The 19,634-nt window shown below is 56.1% G+C and carries 12 protein-coding genes; 8 read left to right on the top strand and 4 right to left on the bottom strand.

Going from position 1 to position 19,634, the window contains the following annotated elements:
* The first annotated feature begins 124 nt into the window (after positions 1 to 124).
* Both Pla100_RS08810 and Pla100_RS08805 read left to right on the top strand, forming a co-directional pair.
* Positions 125 to 1,528, top strand: a complete 1,404-nt coding sequence (locus Pla100_RS08810; RefSeq protein WP_146577250.1) for a peptidylprolyl isomerase — start codon at positions 125 to 127, stop codon at positions 1,526 to 1,528.
* A 15-nt stretch (positions 1,529 to 1,543) separates the two neighbouring features.
* Positions 1,544 to 3,064, top strand: a complete 1,521-nt coding sequence (locus tag Pla100_RS08805; protein ID WP_146577249.1) for an SGNH/GDSL hydrolase family protein — start codon at positions 1,544 to 1,546, stop codon at positions 3,062 to 3,064.
* A 2-nt stretch (positions 3,065 to 3,066) separates the two neighbouring features.
* Here Pla100_RS08805 and Pla100_RS08800 read toward each other — a convergent pair whose 3' ends face one another.
* Both Pla100_RS08800 and Pla100_RS08795 read right to left on the bottom strand, forming a co-directional pair.
* Positions 3,067 to 3,504 carry a hypothetical protein gene (locus Pla100_RS08800; protein ID WP_146577248.1) on the bottom strand — a complete coding sequence of 146 codons (438 nt, stop codon included), beginning with the start codon at positions 3,502 to 3,504 and terminating at the stop codon, positions 3,067 to 3,069.
* Positions 3,501 to 5,168 carry a HEAT repeat domain-containing protein gene (locus tag Pla100_RS08795; RefSeq protein WP_146577247.1) on the bottom strand — a complete coding sequence of 556 codons (1,668 nt, stop codon included), beginning with the start codon at positions 5,166 to 5,168 and terminating at the stop codon, positions 3,501 to 3,503. The genes Pla100_RS08800 and Pla100_RS08795 overlap by 4 nt, the downstream gene beginning before the upstream one ends.
* 208 nt (positions 5,169 to 5,376) lie before the next feature.
* On the opposite strand from Pla100_RS08795, the gene Pla100_RS08790 reads away from it, so the two are divergent.
* Together Pla100_RS08790 and Pla100_RS08785 are read left to right on the top strand one after the other, a co-directional pair.
* Positions 5,377 to 6,378: a putative 2-dehydropantoate 2-reductase gene (locus tag Pla100_RS08790; protein WP_231602856.1), complete on the top strand. Its 1,002-nt coding sequence runs from the start codon at positions 5,377 to 5,379 to the stop codon at positions 6,376 to 6,378.
* A gap of 60 nt (positions 6,379 to 6,438) precedes the next feature.
* Complete coding sequence (locus Pla100_RS08785; RefSeq protein WP_146577245.1) at positions 6,439 to 9,378, top strand: glucuronate isomerase; 2,940 nt, start codon at positions 6,439 to 6,441, stop codon at positions 9,376 to 9,378.
* A gap of 147 nt (positions 9,379 to 9,525) precedes the next feature.
* On the opposite strand, the gene Pla100_RS08780 is transcribed toward Pla100_RS08785, so the two are convergent.
* Positions 9,526 to 10,929, bottom strand: coding sequence for a DUF6666 family protein (locus Pla100_RS08780; RefSeq protein ID WP_146577244.1), 1,404 nt, complete (start codon positions 10,927 to 10,929; stop codon positions 9,526 to 9,528).
* A gap of 67 nt (positions 10,930 to 10,996) precedes the next feature.
* Between Pla100_RS08780 and Pla100_RS08775 the strand changes: the two genes are divergently transcribed.
* Positions 10,997 to 12,004, top strand: a complete 1,008-nt coding sequence (locus tag Pla100_RS08775; protein ID WP_231602855.1) for an NHL repeat-containing protein — start codon at positions 10,997 to 10,999, stop codon at positions 12,002 to 12,004.
* A gap of 146 nt (positions 12,005 to 12,150) precedes the next feature.
* Positions 12,151 to 13,371: a hypothetical protein gene (locus tag Pla100_RS08770; RefSeq protein ID WP_146577243.1), complete on the top strand. Its 1,221-nt coding sequence runs from the start codon at positions 12,151 to 12,153 to the stop codon at positions 13,369 to 13,371.
* Positions 13,372 to 13,466: 95 nt separating this feature from the next.
* Here Pla100_RS08770 and Pla100_RS08765 read toward each other — a convergent pair whose 3' ends face one another.
* Complete coding sequence (locus Pla100_RS08765; protein ID WP_146577242.1) at positions 13,467 to 16,190, bottom strand: HAD-IIB family hydrolase; 2,724 nt, start codon at positions 16,188 to 16,190, stop codon at positions 13,467 to 13,469.
* Between the two features lie 150 nt (positions 16,191 to 16,340).
* Here Pla100_RS08765 and Pla100_RS08760 point away from each other — a divergent pair, with 150 nt between their 5' ends.
* Both Pla100_RS08760 and Pla100_RS08755 read left to right on the top strand, forming a co-directional pair.
* Positions 16,341 to 17,345 (top strand): PfkB family carbohydrate kinase, encoded by a 1,005-nt coding sequence (locus Pla100_RS08760; protein ID WP_146577241.1) that lies wholly within the window; start codon positions 16,341 to 16,343, stop codon positions 17,343 to 17,345.
* Positions 17,342 to 19,585 (top strand): HAD family hydrolase, encoded by a 2,244-nt coding sequence (locus tag Pla100_RS08755; protein ID WP_146577240.1) that lies wholly within the window; start codon positions 17,342 to 17,344, stop codon positions 19,583 to 19,585. The genes Pla100_RS08760 and Pla100_RS08755 overlap by 4 nt, the downstream gene beginning before the upstream one ends.
* Positions 19,586 to 19,634: the final 49 nt, after the last annotated feature.

Here is a 19,634-nt window from a genome sequence, read left to right as displayed (position 1 = left end):
AATTCGCCGCCCGACAAGCCGGGATCGGTTGCTGGCGAACCATCGAGGCCTCGTCCGCGTAGCCTGCCGGACTGACTGTTCTGTTCTGATTCCTGTCCAAATTCTTGGAACCCACGGCCATCCCATGCCACGCATTTCCGGACTCGTTTTCTATGCCGCTTTAGCTTTTGTCGGTTGTCTTGCCGTCGTGTCCGCTTCGGCCGGTCGAGTTGCTGCTCAGGATGGCAATCTTCCCGAAACGCCGCAATTGTCGGACGATTCCGAAGCAGCGGCTTTGCCCGAGGCAGGTGAATCACCGTCAAGTTCCGGTCAAGTCCCATCGTTGCTGGCACCCGAGCGTGACAGTTTGAAGGATTTTCGCGACGACCCTGAGCTATTGAAAGAACTAATCTTGAAGCTGCCCGAAGAGGCTCAAGGCGAAGCCCAGTCGACGTTGACCCGATTTCGAGACACCAACGACAAGCTGCGGTTGGCGATGGGCGAGTTACGAGAAATTCAGATTCGTTACCGCAATGACTTGGACCGGTCTCCCGCCGCGATCATTGCTTATCGGGAAAAACGCGAAGAAGTTTGGGGCTTGATGCAAGACGAGTTCGATGCGGCGCTGGACTTGATCCGGTTCTTGCCCAGTTCCGAAGCGGCCAGTTATCTCGTCACGATGGTTCAAGTTCACTTTGACACCGACATTTACGACCAAGGCACCTTCGAAGCCGCCGCGCGGTTGATCGACCTGGGGCAAAACTATCGGTTCTTGTACCTTGCCGGAGCACGATCCGCAGTCGCGACCGGCAAATTCAAATCGGCTCGCCAAGTCTACGACGCCTTGAAAGACGACGATTTGGAGGATGCCGATCGCCAACTGCAGTTTCACATGGATATTTTGGAAGAACAATTCACCGAAGAACAAGCGGCGATCGCGGCAACCGATCCGGCAACCCTACCGCAAGTCCGTTTTGAAACCACCATGGGAAGTTTTCTGGTCGAGTTGTTTCCTGAAACAGCACCTTCGACGGTGGCTCATTTCTTGAAACTGGTCCGAAGTGGGTTCTATGAAGGTATGGATTGGTCGGTGGTGACACCGAACGTGTTGGCTTTAACGGGCGATACGTCGAACGACGGTCGAGGTAACTCAGGCGAGTTTCTGGTCGACGAACACGAGAGTGAAGGGAACCGCAACGCGTTGCGTGGTTCGCTTATCATGGCCAAGATTCCGCTCGGCAAAGGCGAGTTTATCCCGAACTCGGCCAGTTCACAGTTCGCGATTCCGTACTTGCCAATCACATCCGTCTCGACCAACCAAACCGTTTTCGGTCGGGTGATCGAAGGCATGGATGTGGTGTCGCGGCTGCGACGTGTCGATCCGACGAAGGAAAAGAAAAAGAACGAAGTGCAGTTGCCGCCCGATTCGATCATCTCTGCCGAAATCGTCCGAGACGCCGAGGATCTCCCCGATCCGCAGTACGTCGACTTACAGAAGGAAATGGAAAAGGCCGTCAAAGCCGGATTGCTTCAATCAACAAAACCATAGCTGCAGGCTGGGAACATGCCCGCCCAGATTACCTCTCGCCGAAGATGGATTTTTCGGCTAACCGCGATCGCGATCGGTTTTCTACCCCTGGTCGTTGTCGAAATCGGTTTGCGATGGATTGATGGTCGCGAAGATTCGCGGCCAAGCGATGGCTTTGATGGCACTGGATTGTTTACGCCTGTCCAAGCGGATCAGCCGTCCGGAACCGTGACTTGGGAAATCAGTCCTCGACGCAGCAACTATTTTTGCCACGCTTCTTTTGTCGCTCCCAAGCCGCCCAATACCCGGCGGGTCTTTGTCCTCGGTGGGTCTACCGTTCAAGGGCGTCCCTATGCGAGCGAAACCGCGTTTGCGAAGTTCTTGGAACTGCGTCTTAACTCCGCCGACACCGATCGGCGACACGAGGTCATCAATTGTGGCGGCGTGTCTTATGCGAGTGATCGCGTGGAGCGGATTCTGCACGAGGTGCTCGGCCATCAGCCTGATGCCATCGTGCTATACATCGGTCACAACGAGTTCCTCGAAGACCGGCTCGAAGACCGGCACGGCCAACAGCACGCTTCATCCGCTCAGCGATGGATCAATTGGGCGGCCGGCAAATCGCGAGCCGTCGGAGTTCTTCGGGAAGTCTGGACGGGCACCGATCTCGCCGGTTCTAGCAATCGTTCAACCGATCCGGAAGGAACCTTTTTTGATCTACAAACTCGCCTAGATCGCGAAGGCGGAATGCGTGCCTTCCGTCGTGATTCTTCGTGGAGGAATCAAGTCGAGCGGCAATTCGAACAGACGCTCGATCGAATGGTGAGAACATGTCGCAAGCAGAGGATTCCACTGATCGTTTGTGTTCCGGCAAGTGACGTCGTGCGAACGCCTCCCTTTAAAGTGGAGCCGAATCCGTCCGCATTACCATCCCAGGACGCCTTCATGAGAGAAGCGTGGCAAACTATTGTCGACGCAGAAACAGACCAGACCGAACGGTTCCGTTTAGCCCGGAATCTATTGGAGATCGACAGCGAACATGCCGGAGCTCATTTCGTTCTTGGACGCGCCGCCTACGACCGTGACCCGACGCCGGAATCGTGTTCAGACGCCGCTCGGAAACACTTGATTGCGGCTCGAGATTTCGACGTCTGCCCATTGAGGGCGACGACAACGATTGAGGAAACCGTGCGGAGTATCGGACAGGTTGCGTCGAAAACTTCTCCGGTGCAATTGGTGGATATCCCTCGTCTGTTCGATCGCCCGCCACTGATGCGTTCGGCGATCGAAGATGACATCGCGGACCCAGGATGGTTTGTGGACCACGTTCACCCGACGATCAGCGGACACCGCCGAATCGCTACCGAATTGTCACGCACGTTCGAAACTTGGGGCTGGTTTGAACGCTCCAACGTCACCGAAGATCGATATCAGGAAGTTGCCCGAGAACATCTCTCTACACTCGGGGAAGAGTACTATCAACGCGGAAAGCAACGTTTAGAAGGCCTGCAGCGATGGGCGGCCGGGCGTTCCGGACAAACCACCATCGAACAATAGTATCAGCCGTACAGGCAATATCGAACTTCAAAAACCAATCCCCGTTGACGGATGCCGAGTCGTTTGACTTGGCTGGCTTTGGACACGGCCTCGTCGAAAAGCTGTGCGGACAGGAACATTTGGGCCGGGCTTTTCAATCCAGCTAAATGGGCGATTCGATCGAGGGAACCGCGATGTTGCACGCCGATCCCATGGGCCCGACAGAGTTCTTGTGTCAGGTCGTCGTTGATCGGAATGACCGGAATCCGCATCTGCCGGATGATGCAGTAGGCCGCCACGACCACGACAATAGCCACAACCGCCCCGATGACCCACGGCAGAACGCCGGCTCCTGCGTCGACCGGAGCGACATACTCGGGTGCCAAGTCATGTGTCCGCGTCACCGCGAGAATGCCTTGGAACCAACCGAAACTATCGAGGGAAATCAAGTGTTTGATCATGCGTGCAAACCTCTCGCTTGAAGGGCTTCGCGAGCAGCATCCCTCAAAGATGGTTGTTCGGCGTTGCACAGTTCTCGCAATAAGTCGGCAGACGCTTCGCCTTGAGCATCGGCGAGTGCTTCGGTCGCTGCCATCCGCACGATTTGATGGTCGCCGCGGGCGATCGTCGACAACGGTTCGAACATCAAATCGACCAAACCTAATGTCTTGGCAAAATCAATGGCTTCGAGTCGACGCTGCATGACAGCGTGGCGAAGACCGTCTTGAATCACGGCAATCGTTTGGCCGTCGATTTGGATAAGCGTTCGTCCAAGGCGTACACGCTGGATCGGCGACGATTTGCAAAAATGTGGCAATGCTTGTTGAATGGTAAGCTCAGACAGAAGATCTGACGCAACTTGAGCGAGCGGCGAATCTTCTTGCAAACTCAAATCAATGAGAAGCCTGCAGATGCGGGCGGCGCGATCGCTTTGTGAGTCCAGAGAATCTTGGGGTGCGTCAACGTCGCCATCCATCAATGGGCTGTTCATCGCTTGCAACCAAAAGTCCATACTCGGACGTTGGCAACGGTGAAGCGATTGAGCAAATGCAGCGATCGTCTGTTCATTCGGACACTGGCGTGAAGCCGCCGCATGTTTCCATTGTCGATCAATGAGTTCGAGGATGACCAACAATGTTTCAGGGTTTTGCGCCATTGCGGCCGAGTAGGCTTGAGCTAGCGACGCGTCATGGGCTCGGTCGATTTGCTCGGCTAGTTCGACGCCGCCGCGGAGGCACTCGGGCAGTCCGAATTCTTGGAAGTGATGGAGGATTGTTGCGCTCGGCGTCACGGAGACCGCACGTAAAAGATACTCACGAAACACGGCATCTGCTCGTTGCCAGATCACGCCGACGACCGATTCGGGGATCGTCTTGCGGCGTAGATATCCCGCAAGCAGCACAACGATTCCGCGCACTTTGCTCGATCGCATCCTACGCAAGATAATTTGTCGGGATGGAGTGTCTTCGTTACAGATGCTCAGCAATACCGGATCATTCCAGGTTGCCAGCATCAACATCGCGTCGATGAATTTGTCGGATCGGTGACTTTGATAGTCCCGGGCGGTGGAGTCGAACTGCTCCATCACACCGACTCGCTCACGCTCGAGCGTTGGCGACGGTTTCATGCCCGCGTATTGATTGCGAGCGAGCTTTCCCCAATGATAAGAAAGCGAAACGACGCCGTCGAGCATTGCCTCTCGGACCTCACGAGCGTCGTGATTGCGAGCCAGTTCGATCAACCTGGGGAGCGCCTTGGTGAGATGAAACCTGGATGCAATGTCACAGGCGGAGCAGAGGTCCGATGCGGATGTGGTCGGATCTTTCAAGAGACTGATCACGCTACCGAACCAAGCAGCGTCGTCGTGCGATTGCGTTTCCAACCGCGCAATGATCGCCTCGCTGTATTGAGACCACGATCGAGTCAAAACGCGATGGGACGCGGAGTCACAACGATACGCCAGCGTTTCGATGCAGCGCTCACGGGTCGTCGCATCACCCGACGAAACTCCGACCGACAGAGCGTCAGCCGCTTCGCTCTGTTTGGATCGTCGAAGAATCAGATAGGTCGTCTCGAGCGACATTGTTCTTAAACCGCGGCAAGGTGACTCGGAGGGGATGCTCAACTGTAGCTCCCAAAATCGATCGAAGTTCGATTGCGCCCTCAAAAGTCCCCTACGTCTCCAATGTCCCCGTGAATGAAAGGCGGGATAACCGTTACAATCGAAGTGCCTGAAGGCCAGGTCGGAAATGGATAAGGTAAGGCCACCCTTTTTAGAGGGGGCTTGCCCGCTTCGGCTAAAAGTCAGTCTGAAACTCGAACGGATCAATCAATTGCGATACGGAATCATTGGAAGCGGTGCGGTCGGCGGATTGTACGGCGGCCTGTTGGCTCACGGCGGACACGAAGTTCACTTTCTATTGAACTCCGACTTTGAGCATGTCCAACGACACGGGTTACGCGTCGACAGCCCGAAGGGAGACTTCGTCTTGGAGTCCCCCGCGATTTACCAGAATGTTCGGGAGATGCCTCGCTGTGATGTGGTGATCTTGGCGATGAAGTCGACTCGCAATCACTTGCTCGGCGAGCTTTTACCCCCGGTCATTTCTCCCGGCGGTGTTGTGCTGAACCTTCAAAATGGGCTTGATGTCGAGGCCGACTGCGTCGATGCGCTGACTGGCGTTGATTATGTCGGTGTGATGGGTGGATGCTGTTTCTTGTGCAGCAATAAAATCGGGCCCGGGCATATCCGGCATCTCGACTATGGTCGAATCATCTTCGGGGCATATCAAGCGTCCGGTGGCAACGACGACGGTGAATCAAGACGCGGCGAGATCGGAAGGCAAATTGTCGCGGACATGACGACGTCCAAAATCGATGCCAAGTGGACCGACGACTTGGCCGCAGCCCGCTGGCGAAAGTTGATGTGGAATATTCCCTTTAATGGATTGTCGGTCGTTCTCAACGCGTCAACCGACGCGATCATGGGATCGGCCCCCGCCAAGGCATTGTCGGATCGGTTGATTCGCGAGGTTCACGCCGGGGCGGCTGCTTGCGGAGTAACGGTCGATCCGGAGTCGATCCGCCAAACGATGGAGCACACCGAAACCATGGTGCCCTACGACAGCAGTATGAGGCTGGATTTTTTGGCGGGGCGGCCGATGGAGGTCGCCGCGATCTTTGCCAATCCCCTCGCGGCGGTCGCCCGAGCGGAATCTTCGGAAAAATCGGAAGCCCTCGGGACGCCTGCGACCATGCCCAGCGTTGCAATGTTGTGCCAAGAGTTGCAATTTTTGGATTCGCAGCCTCGTGGCACGTCGAAAACGAGCGACTGAGCGACTATCTTAGGGCCGATTCCACGACTCGATTCCAACCTAAGTGTGATTGATTTTGCAATGACCGATTACTTCAGCGAGCCCGGCAGCAGTCGTACCGAGATCTACCAGGAACTCGCCCAGTTGCGATTGATCGATCCACACACCCACATCAATCCGCACGCTCCGGCATCGACGACGCTGGCCGATTTGCTCGGTTACCACTATTACACCGAGTTGGCACGATCGGCAGGAATGCCCAAACATCTGATCGAAGACCCCTCGATCGGACCCAAGGAATTGGTCGAACGACTCGTCGGCGGTTTAGGTCCGATCGAGAACACGATCCAGTACAGTTGGTTGATCGCAATCTGCAAGATGTTCTTCGGATTCGACGAAGACAAACTGCATCTGAACAACTGGGAAGAACTCTACGATCGCAGCGAGTCGATCATGGCATCGGCGCAGTGGCCCGACATGGTCTTGGATCAATCGAATATCGAAGCTGTCTTTTTGACTAATGACTTCGATGACGACTTGGCGGGTTTCGATTCCGATCGATACATCCCTTGCCTGCGAACCGATGATTTGGTGTTTCACTTAGCTGACCCGAAAGTTCGAGGCCGCCTGGCCGCGTGCACCGGTATTGAGTTGGATGGTTCGCTGTCGTCGCTGCGAGCGAGTTTGCATCAACGGTTTGAGCATTTCGTCAATCGTGGCGCACGAGCGTGTGCGATCTCGCTGCCACCCTCGTTCACACCGATATCGATTCCCGACGGTCGCGCGTCGACGGCACTCGATTCGATCTTAAAGAATGGACTGACCGCATCGCCGAACGACAAAGAAGCGTTGTCTCGTCGTGTTTTTTGGACTTTGGCGGAACTGTGCGATGAGTTCGGATTGCCGTTCGATTTGATGATCGGTGTCAATCGGAAAGTCTATCCCGACGGCGTCTATCAAGGGCAAGACCTGTTCGATTCGCGGGTGTCGCTGATCCAGTACAAGGATCTGTTCAACTCGTTTCCTGACGTGAAGTTTCCAGTCTCGGTCTTGGCCAGTGTCACGAACCAAGAACTCGTCAGCTACGCATGGATTTTCCCGAACGTCTATCCCAACGGACATTGGTGGTACAGCAACACGCCGTCGACGATCAAGCACGACTTGGGGGCGCGGCTCGACGCGGTGCCCAAAACGAAAATGATCGGTTACTACAGCGACGCGTACAAACTTGAGTTCGTGTGGCCGAAGTTCGACATGTATCGCAAAACGCTCGCCAGCGTTTTGGCGGAAGATTTCGTTGAAAGCCGAGGATGGAGCATCGAACAAGCCGTCGAATTAGGGCGACAAGTCCTCAAGGAAAACACCGAAGAAATCTTCCCCCGTGTGTCTGCTCCGTCGACACTGCCGGGCGACAACATCGAAGATGCGTCACTCGCCGCCGTCGTGACCGGCGTCTCCTCGCTTGCCGAACCCGAGGTGATCGAAGTCGAGGAATTCGGTGAATTCGATGACGTCGAGATGGATGACGTTGAGATGATCGACGAGAATGATAACCAAACGAATCCAACATCGGACGATTCGTTAGGCGCTGCGGCTTCCCTCGCCGCCAGCAGTGCGGCGGCCGCCGCCGCGGTCGGATTGGCGGCAGCGGAAATGTTCGAAGATGTCGTTGACGAAGATAGCGAAGAGATTCTTGAAGCGACCGACGAAGAAGCCAGCGACCTCGATGCGACGTACATCACCGACGATCGATCCGAAGACGTTGCCGATGACAGCGAAGTAGAAGTAGAAGACGATGACGATGACGAGGGCAGAACCTCGGAGTTGTTTAAAACAGTCGAAGTGGACCCGTTCGACACCAGCGAGGTAAAACCAAATCAAGCCGTGTCAACCGGCGAAACGGAGTCTAGCGAAACGGAGCCCAGCGAAACGGAGCCCAGCGAAACGGAGCCCAGCGAATCGGATCCGAACGAGTTTGAGCTCAGCGGAGCCGATTCAGAGGAGCCGTTTGAGATCGAAGAAGAGCATGATGACACGTTTGACACCATGGTCATGGAACCGGCCGAGCGTGAAGCAGACAATGAAGATGATTCGACTGATCTGAGCGCCCCAGTGGACGCGAGCGAATCGGAAGAAGATTTAGGCGCGACGATCGTCTTGAATGAGCACGCCACCAAGATCGATTTCGGTGACGATTCTGCGGCGACCGTCGTGGATCACCCGCCAACCAGAGACGCCGACCTGAATGAGATCTTGGCCGTCGATGCTGACGATTCCGCCGAGGAGAACTCGGCAATCGAAGACCTTTCGGCGACGATGGAATCGCCGTTTCCATTCCTCGGCGAGAACGATGCCGATTTAACCGATGAATCGGAACTAGAAAACGATGGAAACGATGGATCCGACGATGTGGCTGACCTCGAACTGCTTTCATTCGATGAGGTTGACGAAATGGAAGAGGCCGACGAGGAGCAAGATCTCAAGGCCACCATACCGGTGGACCTTAGCGCTACGATTGACCCGATTCCCGACGACGATGAGATCGGTGAACTCGACCTTGATGATGTCGAATTGTTCGACACGGTCACGTCGCGAGCAACCGATGTGGAAACCTTGTCAGCGGAGATCGATGATGAGCCGCTCGACGTTGGTAACTTACTGTCGACCGATGACGGCGCATCAGCGGATGAATCATCATCCGATGATGATTCGCCGTTGGTGTTCGATTCCCTTACCGATGAACTCGAAGGCGACGATTCCGACAGTGACGAAACACGGGGTGGTGATGCTCAGATTCGGCAGCTCACCGGTGACTCGTCATTTTCGCCCGATGAAGAATCTTTGAAGCTGGAATCCGACCCGATGACGGGCGAATTGAATTTCAAAGTGTCTGACGATGAGGATGACGTGGAAGAGTTTACGCTCAGTCCGCAAAACATCGAGCCTGCCACCGCTGACAACTCCGGCGACGACGATGACGACGAGTTCAATCTCGAATGGCTCAACGAAGACGACAAATGAACCACGCGGTCAACACATGTTGTCCGCGACCGTCACTTAGCATCGCGTGAACATTAAATGGTGGCGACTTTCAGCCGCCAAACCCTGAAACGTCGACTGAAAGTCGACGCCACGTTAAGAATCCATCACTTGTTGTTCACGCGATGCTTAGCGATATGTATAGAACGATCCGTTGTCGGCGACATCGAATAGTGGGCGACGGTATCGGTTGGCGGGATGACAGGCTCCCGGTCGGTACACGACGCTCATTCCAAGGTTCCATCCTTCGCTGACGTGATCGACCAATCCGTCACTGCCGGGGGCGAAGTACGTCGAGTTGATCTGCATCGAGAAACCGGACTTCAATGGAATGTCCATGTCACTGCCCACAATGAAGTGGTCGTCGTCGGTACCGCCGATGTAGGTGGTCCATTCACCGGTCGACGCGAAGAAGTGACGATAGAACGCACGATACTGATTGGACGCGTCGATCGTCGCCGTGCCGTTGAATACGGCACCCGCCTCATTGAACACGCGTGTGGTTACGTTTTGATCATTGACGCCGGCCATCCAATGGAATCCAAAGTTGTGGCACGACATCATCCAACTCAACTCCCCACGCAGTTGCAACAGGTCGGCTTGGTAATACCAGTCTTCGTTGAGGTAATCGAGCACGACACCGTACTGCAATCCGTAATCGACCCGGCGAAATAAACCGCCCGTTAAGAAGATCTGATTGCGGCTTTCATTGGTGAAGTCTTCGTCGTGAAGATTGCTTTGCGTCGCCCGCAATCCGAATTGCGCCGCTAAGTCGGCTCCTAACCAAGGACGCAAGTTGCGACCTTCGTTGAATCCTTGATGGAAACCGAAACTTCCGCTGTCGGTTTGCGTTGTCGCACCGGTCGCCGGATCATTCATTGGGTTGTGATAGGCCTGAGTTCCCCAGAAGAACTCGAAACGGTTCCAGTCGATACGCAAGATCGGCAAGAACAATGGGAAACAGTCGATCTCGCACGCGGTGTCACATGCGTAGGTGTCACACCCGAGCCCGCCAACGCAGGCGTCGCATCCACACGTACCGTAGGCTTCCAATCCGCAAACCGGTTCGGCACCACATACGACTTCGGCACCGCAGGCAGCTTCGAGTCCACAGCCGACTTCGTATTCGATACCGCATCCAGGGTCAGTCGCGTAGCCACCACAGTGACCGCAATCGCAAACCGGGCCGCAGGTCCCGTAGTCTTCAAGAAAACCGACTTGTTCAATTTCGGAACGTCGACGATCGGGAAGCAGACGGGGTGCCCGCGAGGTCAATGGAGCCGACTGAGACGCGGCGGACGAGCGGCGACGAGACGCCGACTGATCCGGGACGGCTTTCGCGTCAGCTTCAACACGTCCAGGCGACCAAGCCATCCGAGCCGGCGGCTGAGGGCGTTTTACCCGAACCGGTCCGTCCGCGTTGGCCGATGGTGCCGATCCCAAGCCGCAAAGGCAAGTCATCAGGAAAACCAACCCGAATGTGAGGCGGATCGACGTAGCTCGATCGGCGTCCGGCATCGAAGTTGTTATCATGGCGTCTTCGTCCCAAAAAGATTGAATTGAATCCTTGATTGCCTATCGGACCGTTAAAGACCGCATCATGAGAAAAAACTGCCTAACCGGAACAAACTATCTGACCGGAATCTTCGCAACGAGTTTCACGATCCTCATTTGCCTCGCCTCGTCATCGTTCGCGGCCGACGAGACACAAACCCCAGCCGAATCTTCAGCCAAATCTTCAGCCGAAAAGCCAACGGAAACATCCGTTGAAACACCAGCGGATTACTGGACTCAAGCGACCGAGCCGGTCTACCCTCGCGGTGCCGCAATCTCAGCAGGGCAATTGCTTGTCGTTGACTCCGACGCGCCCGCCGTATGGAGCGTGGCGTGGCCGGCGGACGCATCAGCGCAGCCGAAGCGACTCGTGACGGGGTCGCGATATCTCCGCAAGACAATCAATCGCCCTTTCTGCGCGACCGGACACCCCGAAAACGGTGTGTTAGTTGGTGATGCGGCGACCCGCGAAATCTATCATGTGACCGAAGATGCCGACGGCGAAGCGGGCCAGAACGCCAAGCCACTCAATCGAGGATACTTGGGAATCCCGATGGCGCTCGCCGTCTCACCCGACGCCACGACGTTGTACGTCGGCGACGCCGAACGACGAGCTGTGTTCTCCTTGCCGATCGAAGGTGTCGGCGAAGACGAAACGCCGGAACTCATTGTTCGCGTCAACGCACGTGGTTTGGTGTTCGACGCCGACGGAGCACTTTGGGCGGTGACGCCGGACGCCGAAGCCGTGCACAAAATCGATGTGAAGGCAAAAACGAGCGAGCCGATCGTGACCGGTCGCCCGTACGGATTCCCCGGGGGCATCGCCTGGGATAGTGAATCGAAAACAGGCTTCGTTTCGGACGTCTACGGCAAATGTGTTTGGCAATTCACCGCAGACGGTAAAACGGAGAAATGGTTCGAAGGCGAACCGCTCGTCGGTCCGGTCGGACTGACGGTGACCCCCGAAGCGGTCGTGGTGGCCGATCCGAAAACCACGCAGGTTTATCGCATCGACCGTGAAACCAAGAAAGCAACCGGACTGTTCACGAAATAGTGAAAGTTCGCCTAGCTTCTCCAACCCGAAGCGAGGTCATTCTTGTCAGATCGTCGTGCGGGTTGTTCCGATCTTAGCGAATATAACCGCTGAACGGGTCAGTGGATTGGAATCTCCCGCACCGCCACGATTAGGCTCTCCGTCGAATGAATCGCAGGAAGCGAATCGTTTTCGTCACTCTGCTCGTCACCGCTATGCCAGGCGTGATGGTGTGGCTCGCGAAGTCACGTGCTGCGGAGTCGTCGATTCGTCGATGGCTTCCCAGTGAGGTGAGTTTGGCCGGGATCGCGCTGGGGACCGAATTGGTCGAGGAATCATCTGACGACCAAGTGTTCGTCGATTCGGCGGTCCGTTACACCGTTTCGGACGTTCGACGGTGGGCGTACGCCAGATCGCCCGAAGCCGGATTGATTGAAGCGGAAATCAAAGCCGTGATGCGAGGCGTCGATCCGAAGGATCCCGAGTCTTGCTGTTCGGCTATGTTGATCCGCGACGTCCTCACCGAGGTCGCCTTAGCGCGACGCGCCGACGATGCGACACACGCAGCCGTCGCGTATCACAAATTGATTGCCGCGATCGCGGCCAGCCGCCACGTCGATAACGCAATTCGTTGGCAAGACGAGTTGATCGAGATCGCCGAAGAAGCGGAACGTTTGGATCTACCCGACGGTGATCCGCTGAAGCTGCGGCAATCGCGGCTCGAGTTGCTCGATTTGAAATCTCAACAACGATTCGCTGAGCTGAAACTCCGGCAGGAGCTTTCGCGTTTGACTGGACGTGATGAGGCCGAGGTTGCCAGGGCGGTGATGGTGGATCCATTGCCGACCACTGCATCCAGCATCGTCGCGGGACTGGCAGTCGAAACCGCCTTCGCTCAGCGACACGACTTGCGTGCGGTCACGATCTTGGCCGCACGATTGAACGCGTGCAACCTCGACGCGGCTCGGTTGTTGATGGGGATCGTTAGCCCCGGAGTCGGGTTGTCGTTGGCAGCGGCGAGCAAGGGATTGTTCTCGTGCCTCAAGGAAGATCGTTCCGACGATGACCTGCATGACCGACGTCGACAAGCCAACAACCTGGTCGAATCGCTACGCCATGTCATTCGAAATGAAACCTTGCAAGCGGTCTTGGACGTCCGCGCTGCGTCAGCACGCTTGACGCTGATCGATGAGCAGATTGCGATTGCTGAAGATCGTTTGAACCGCACCGAAGGGGAGATGAAATTGGACGACTCGCCCCCGGGCAGTGATCTGCTGATCCAATTGCAGATCGCCGAGCTAAATGGCAAACGCGTCGGCATCATGAAAGACCTGGCACTCGCCCAAGACGACCTCGACCACGCCCAAAGCAAACCCCTCAATGAGTAGGCTGGGTCGAAGCCGCTTCGGCGCAGACCCGGCATTTAGTCACCTGTCACCATACTCTGCCGGGTCTGCGCCGAAGCGGCTTCGACCCAGCCTACTTAGAACCAGATCAGTGTTTGGGCTTGGGCGGGCGGGGATGCGTTCAATGCTTGAAGGCTGTCCATTCGCGGCTCGGGCAAAACAGTCTGACGGTTCAGCAACGCGGAAACCTCTTCACTGCGGATCAGCTCGCCTTTGCTAGGCAGCAGACGGCTAGCGACGGTCATGGATTCGGACTCACCCTCGTAGTGCAATAGGTAGAGACGGTTATCGACATCGGTGGCGACTTGAAGCCGGTTACCATCAAGAACACCGGAGCTGATCATTCGCTTTCGCAGCGAGATCAAATCGCGGTACCATAACCGCATCGCCGTGTTGCCGTGATCGGCCGGTCCGATTTTTGCCGATTCGAAGGCAACCGGGTCAATGGGCAAAACACCGCCCGACCAATCGTGCTGTGGATACTCGCGCTTGCGTCCTTCGACGACGGCGGCACGGAGTTGTTCGCTTCCGAAATCGACGAAAAACGCGAACGGGTTCTCGCTCGCAAACTCTTCGCCCATGAACAGCATCGGGATCGCCGGGGACAGAATCAACATTGCCGCCGCGGCCGCCTGGGCTTCAACCGATGTGACATGATGAAAGCGTTGTCCGGTCGGGTGATTGCCGATGAAATCGTGGTTTTGAATGCAGTAGATCAAGCCGGAAGTATCGACCCGTTCGTCCGGTACCGGCTCCTCGCGACCGCGGTAGCCGTGGACGTTGCCTTGAAACAAGAAGCCACGGTGCAATGCCCCGGCCAAGTCGGCGTCCGGTTGATACGTTCGCACCGTCAAACGTTCCCCTGGCCGCACGACGGCAAACAACGAGTGGGCGAAATCATCGCACCATTGTGCATCGAATCCGTTTCCACCGTCATCGAGGTTCGCGATCATCGACGCGTCGTAAACATTCGATTCCGCGATTAACCAAATCCGTCTGCTTGCCGCGTCGGCCCATTGTCGTACCTCGCGTCCGAACTGCCGCGTGATGTGTTCGTCCGAGTCATCCGCCATGCAGTGGATCGCGTCGACCCGCAGTCCGTCGAGGTGATACTCGTCGAGCCAATAGATCGCGTTGTCGATTACAAACCGTCGAATTGCCACACGACTATCGCCTTCGTCGAAGTTCGGAGCGGCCCCCCAAGGCGTATGATGTTTTGTGGAAAGATAGTCACCGAGTAATGACCATTGATTGCCCTCGGGGCCGAAGTGGTTGTAAACGACATCGGCAAACACCAACAATCCACGAGCGTGGGCGGCGTCGACCAACATCCTCAGCTCTTCCGGAGTTCCGAAGGTGTGCATCGGCGCGAACCAATGCGTCGCATCATATCCCCAGTTCCAGCGTCCGGGACATTCGGCGATCGGCATGAGTTCGATCGCCGTCACGCCAAGTTCGACCAATTCATCGAGGCGTTCGATCGCCGATAAATAGGTTCCCGGCGTGGTAAAAGCGCCGATGTGCATTTCGTAAACCACCAAATCCTCACGCTTGGTCGTTCGAGGCGTCCAATCGTGTTGCCAAGGAAATTGCCGATCGATCACCTGGGATGGCCCGTGGACCCCATCAGGTTGAAAGCGAGAGGCTGGATCGGAAAGGAAGAAGGCTGAATGATGATCGCCCGTGCTGGTTCCTGATCGACCAATCGTGAACTGGTAACGCGTCCCGGCGGGGCAATCGCGGACGACAAGCTGATGCCATCCGGCGCAAGTTGAATTCATATCGAGCTGTCGAGTCGGCTGAGGCGACGGATCGTCAAACAGATTCAAGCAGATTCTCGAATGCGCGGGCGCAAAGAGCGAAAAGTGCGTTGTCCGACAACCGATCAGGTTCGCCCCCCAGCTCGGTGTTGGCCAATCATCAACGTCTGTTTCGTCCTCGTTGCGGTGCAGTCCGAACCATTGCATGCCTTGCAAAACGCCTCCCGTACTCGTGGCGGTTGCGAGGAACAAGCGGTCGGTCCATCCCTGGGTTTGATGGGTTTGTCGAATGTGCTCGGCGAGCGGACGAGCGGCGTTGGCAACGACGACGGCGCGGTATCCTGCGACCAGGGCAGCGAAATCGTTTCCCGAGTCGCCGCAGAACACCACTTCCGGCGGTTCGTATCCGTTGTCACTGCACCACCAATTTAGAGCGAATGCTTTCGAGACACCCTCGGGCAACACATCAATCAGCCCGTCGTTGTTAAACGGATCCACACTGCTGATAATCCCATAGGGCAGCGACCGGTCGGCCAGATGCTGCTCGATCCGCTCGCGGCATTCGTCGAGTTTTTCGGCGGAAACGTAGTAGCTGAGTTTGTGACGCCCCTGTTTAATACTTTCTTGTAATCGTATGTCGGGCAAGTCACCTATGGCATGTCGAAGCTCCTCGACGTCGGTGTGGCCGATCTTGTCGTTGAGGGCTGCGTCATAGTCGGCAACGCGAGAATAACTTGCCGCAAGCGATTCCTGCGTTGGTCGATCCGACCTCGCCGACGGATCGAGACGGTAAATGCTGGTACCGACGTCACAAATGATCCAGCCCGGTTGTGGAAGTCCGTCGACGGCAATCGCGTCGAAAACCGATTCGACGTGTCGGCCGGTAACAAACACCAGCGGCAAACGCTCCGAATCGATTTGGCCTCTGATTTGCATCAAGGCGTTCTCGGCCTGTTCATCGCCCGAGAGCGGCAAAAACGTTCCGTCGAGATCGGTTGCGAGCACTCGGCAGTTGAATGATTGAGATTTTTTGGATTTCATGAAAAAAATGGATTGATGCGTGTAGCGAGGTCAGTCGGGTGGAAACTCACGACCAACGCGTTAGGGTGTATTTGTAAAGCATCCTGCTTTGTAAGGCATTCCAGTCGACGCCAACAGACATCCTTCGACCGATACGAGACCGCACGAACTATGAACGACTCTCCCGATACTCCGAAGAGTGAAGGACCGCGACAGGTTTTTCCATTGATTGTCGGTGAAGTGTTGTGGGATTGCTTCGAGAATCGCCGGGTGCTCGGCGGTGCTCCGCTGAACGTGGCGTGGAACTTGGCCGGTTTCGGTCTCGATCCGTTGTTCGTCAGCGCGGTGGGCGACGACGCGCTTGGTTTTGAGATTATCCGCAAGATGCAAGACTTTGGCATGTCGACCGATGGGATCGCGGTTTTGCCGGATGTCCAAACCGGGACGGTGCAGGTCACGATGCACGACGGCGAACCGCACTATGAAATCGTCAGCGGTGTGGCTTGGGATGCGATCCCGACTCCGGCGCATACGGTTGTTCGTGGCAAGCCTCTGCAAGCGATCATCGACGAACGGGCTCAAGCCGCCGATTCGGTACTCATGTACCACGGTTCGCTGGCTTGCCGTGACCCACGATCACGGGCGACGATCGAAACGATTCGCGATAGCATTCAAGGTGACGTTTTTTTCGATGTGAACCTTCGCGCGCCGCATTTTGAAACGTCAATGCTTGAGGAATTGCGGCGGCATGCCTCGTTCATCAAGTTGAACTTCGATGAGTTGGGCGAACTTTCACGCGATCTTCAGATGGACGGCGCGACGACGCCTGAGCAACGGACATCGACGGCCGGCGTTGCCCTCGATCAGACCGCCGCGACGCCATTGAAAACTCTGCTTGTTACGCTCGGTGCCGAAGGGGCGCTAGCGTATCGACCCGAGACCGATTCACTCGATCGAATTCAATCGCCGAAGCCGGAAAAGATGATCGATCCGGTCGGTGCCGGCGACGCTTTCGCGGCCGTCGTGATCCATGGAATCCTGATGCGTCGCCATCTTTCCGACGTGTTGCCTGATGCGGTCGCGTTCGCCAGTCGGGTATGCGGACTGGCCGGGGCTACGTGCTCAGACCGCGATTTTTATGCACTCAATCACTTCCTTCCACAGAAATCATCATGAACTTGCCTGCCAACCCAAGCCATCAAGGCGATGGACTTCGCATTACGCTCATCAGTTTGCACGGATTGATTCGTGGCCACGACGTGGAACTCGGTCGTGATGCCGACACCGGCGGACAGATCAAATACGTTCTCGAGCTCGCCGAAGAACTCGCCCGTCGCGACCACGTCCGATCGGTGGAAGTGGTAACACGTCAGATTTTTGACGATCGCGTCGGTCCGGATTATGCCCAAGTCACCGAGCCGCTCAACGAGAAAGCAAAGATCGTTCGCGTTCCCTTCGGCCCCAAACGTTACCTTCGAAAAGAAGCGTTGTGGCCCTATCTGGAATCGTTCATTGATCAGATGTTGGGGCACTACCGGCGAACGGGTTTGCCGGATCTGATCCACGGCCACTACGCCGACGCGGGCTACGCCGGTGCCCAGCTCGCCCGGTTATTGCACGTACCCTACGCGTTCACCGGTCACTCGCTCGGACGTGTCAAGCGGGAACGATTGATCGCGTCGGCGGCAAAGTCCAAGAACCCGAAAACACCGGATGATCTGGAGCGTCGGTTCAAATTCCAAGCGAGGGAAGAAGCCGAAGAGACGGCACTGGAAACCGCCGCGATGGTGATCACGTCGACGGCCCAAGAAGTCGAACAGCAGTATTCGATCTACCATCACTACCAACCCGATCGGATGGAAGTCATCCCGCCGGGAGTGGACTTAACGAACTTTTACCCCGACGATCCGTCCGAGCCGCTTCCACCGATCTACGACGGGTTGTTGCCGTTCTTGCGTGAACCAGACAAGCCGATCGTGCTGGCGATGGCGCGGCCCGATGAACGTAAGAATCTTGAGATGATGGTTCGCGTCTACGGCGAGAATCCCAAGTTGCAAGAGCTCGCCAATTTGGTACTCGTGATGGGGTCACGCGAAAACATTCGGCAGCTGCCACCTTCGCAGCGTAAGGTGATAACCAACGTGTTGCACCTGATTGACATTTACAATCTCTACGGAAAAGTCGCCTATCCCAAGACACATCGACCCAACGATGTGCCAGATTTGTATCGGCTTGTCGCCCGTGGCGGCGGTGTGTTCGTTAACCCGGCGATGACCGAACCTTTCGGTCTAACGTTGCTCGAGGCGGCCGCGAGCGGGGTGCCCATCGTGGCGACCAACGACGGCGGACCACGTGACATCATTGCCAATTGTCAAAACGGCTTGTTGATTGATCCGTTCGACCGAGAGGCGATTGATCTCGCAATCATGCGTTGCCTGAATGAACCAGAGCAGTGGCAACAATGGTCGCAAAACGGCATCAACGGCACCCGAGAACACTATAGTTGGAAAACCCATGTCGATCGCTATCTACGTGATGTCGGTGAACTAATTGAACAATCCGCACCACCGGCCCTCTCGATGACGCTCAGCGGAAAGCGAATGCCGGAGTTCGATCGAATCATCATGACCGACTTAGACAACACGTTGACCGGCGACGATGAGGCGCTGCGAGATTTGCTGGAATTATTGAAAACCGAAGGGAGTCATGTCGGCTTCGGGATCGATACCGGCCGTTCGCTCGACGAAGCGATGAACTTGATCAAGGACCTCGGCTTGCCGCGGCCAGATGTTTTGTCGGCGGCAGTGGGGACGGAACTGTATTACGGTTCGGACTTGACGCTCGATCGTTCATGGCGTCAACAGATCGCGCATCACTGGAACGCCGAAGGAGTTCACGAGGTCTTGGACGACATGCCTGGTTTGTACATGCAAACCGAAAAGGATCAGACCGAGTTCAAAATTAGCTACCGAATCGACCCAGAAATCATTCCTTCGGTCTCGGAGGTTCGCAAACGTTTGCGGGAAGCCGGGTTGAGGGTCAACGCGATTTTGTCACTCGGATCATTCCTAGATATCATCCCTTTGCGAGGGGGCAGTGAACTCTCCCTGCGGCATTTGGCCTACCGATGGGGGTTTGAACCGGAGCACATGCTCGTCGCAGGCGATTGCGGAAACGACGAAGGCATGTTGAAAGGGGCGACGCTCGGTGTCGTCGTTGGGAACTACAGTCCCGAACTAGAAAAACTACGGCGACTGCCAAGGATTTATTTTGCGAAAGGCCACCACGCCCGGGGCATCATCGAAGGAATCGAATACTATGACTTTTTGGGCCACATTCGAATTCCCAACGACAAGGTCGAAGCCGACTCTTCGATGGACGACACCAATCGCGAAGAAGCGGCATCTCATTCGTAAATCGGAGAAACGCTCTTCACCTCGTAAGTTGATGTCCTATCTTTGACAA

Origin of the sequence: Neorhodopirellula pilleata (assembly GCF_007859915.1) — a bacterium.
Classification (GTDB): domain Bacteria; phylum Planctomycetota; class Planctomycetia; order Pirellulales; family Pirellulaceae; genus Rhodopirellula; species Rhodopirellula pilleata.
Note: the sequence above shows the minus strand (reverse complement) of the source record. Positions and strands in the feature narration are given on the sequence as shown.

Bases quoted from the DNA above. Each gene is read 5' to 3' on its own strand.
- Pla100_RS08810 (WP_146577250.1), top strand. From the start codon at position 125: ATGCCACGCATTTCCGGACTCGTTTTCTATGCCGCTTTAGCTTTTGTC.
- Pla100_RS08805 (WP_146577249.1), top strand. From the start codon at position 1,544: ATGCCCGCCCAGATTACCTCTCGCCGAAGATGGATTTTTCGGCTAACC.
- Pla100_RS08800 (WP_146577248.1), bottom strand. From the start codon at position 3,504: ATGATCAAACACTTGATTTCCCTCGATAGTTTCGGTTGGTTCCAAGGC.
- Pla100_RS08785 (WP_146577245.1), top strand. From the start codon at position 6,439: ATGACCGATTACTTCAGCGAGCCCGGCAGCAGTCGTACCGAGATCTAC.
- Pla100_RS08780 (WP_146577244.1), bottom strand. From the start codon at position 10,929: ATGATAACAACTTCGATGCCGGACGCCGATCGAGCTACGTCGATCCGC.
- Pla100_RS08775 (WP_231602855.1), top strand. From the start codon at position 10,997: ATGAGAAAAAACTGCCTAACCGGAACAAACTATCTGACCGGAATCTTC.
- Pla100_RS08770 (WP_146577243.1), top strand. From the start codon at position 12,151: ATGAATCGCAGGAAGCGAATCGTTTTCGTCACTCTGCTCGTCACCGCT.
- Pla100_RS08765 (WP_146577242.1), bottom strand. From the start codon at position 16,190: ATGAAATCCAAAAAATCTCAATCATTCAACTGCCGAGTGCTCGCAACC.
- Pla100_RS08760 (WP_146577241.1), top strand. From the start codon at position 16,341: ATGAACGACTCTCCCGATACTCCGAAGAGTGAAGGACCGCGACAGGTT.
- Pla100_RS08755 (WP_146577240.1), top strand. From the start codon at position 17,342: ATGAACTTGCCTGCCAACCCAAGCCATCAAGGCGATGGACTTCGCATT.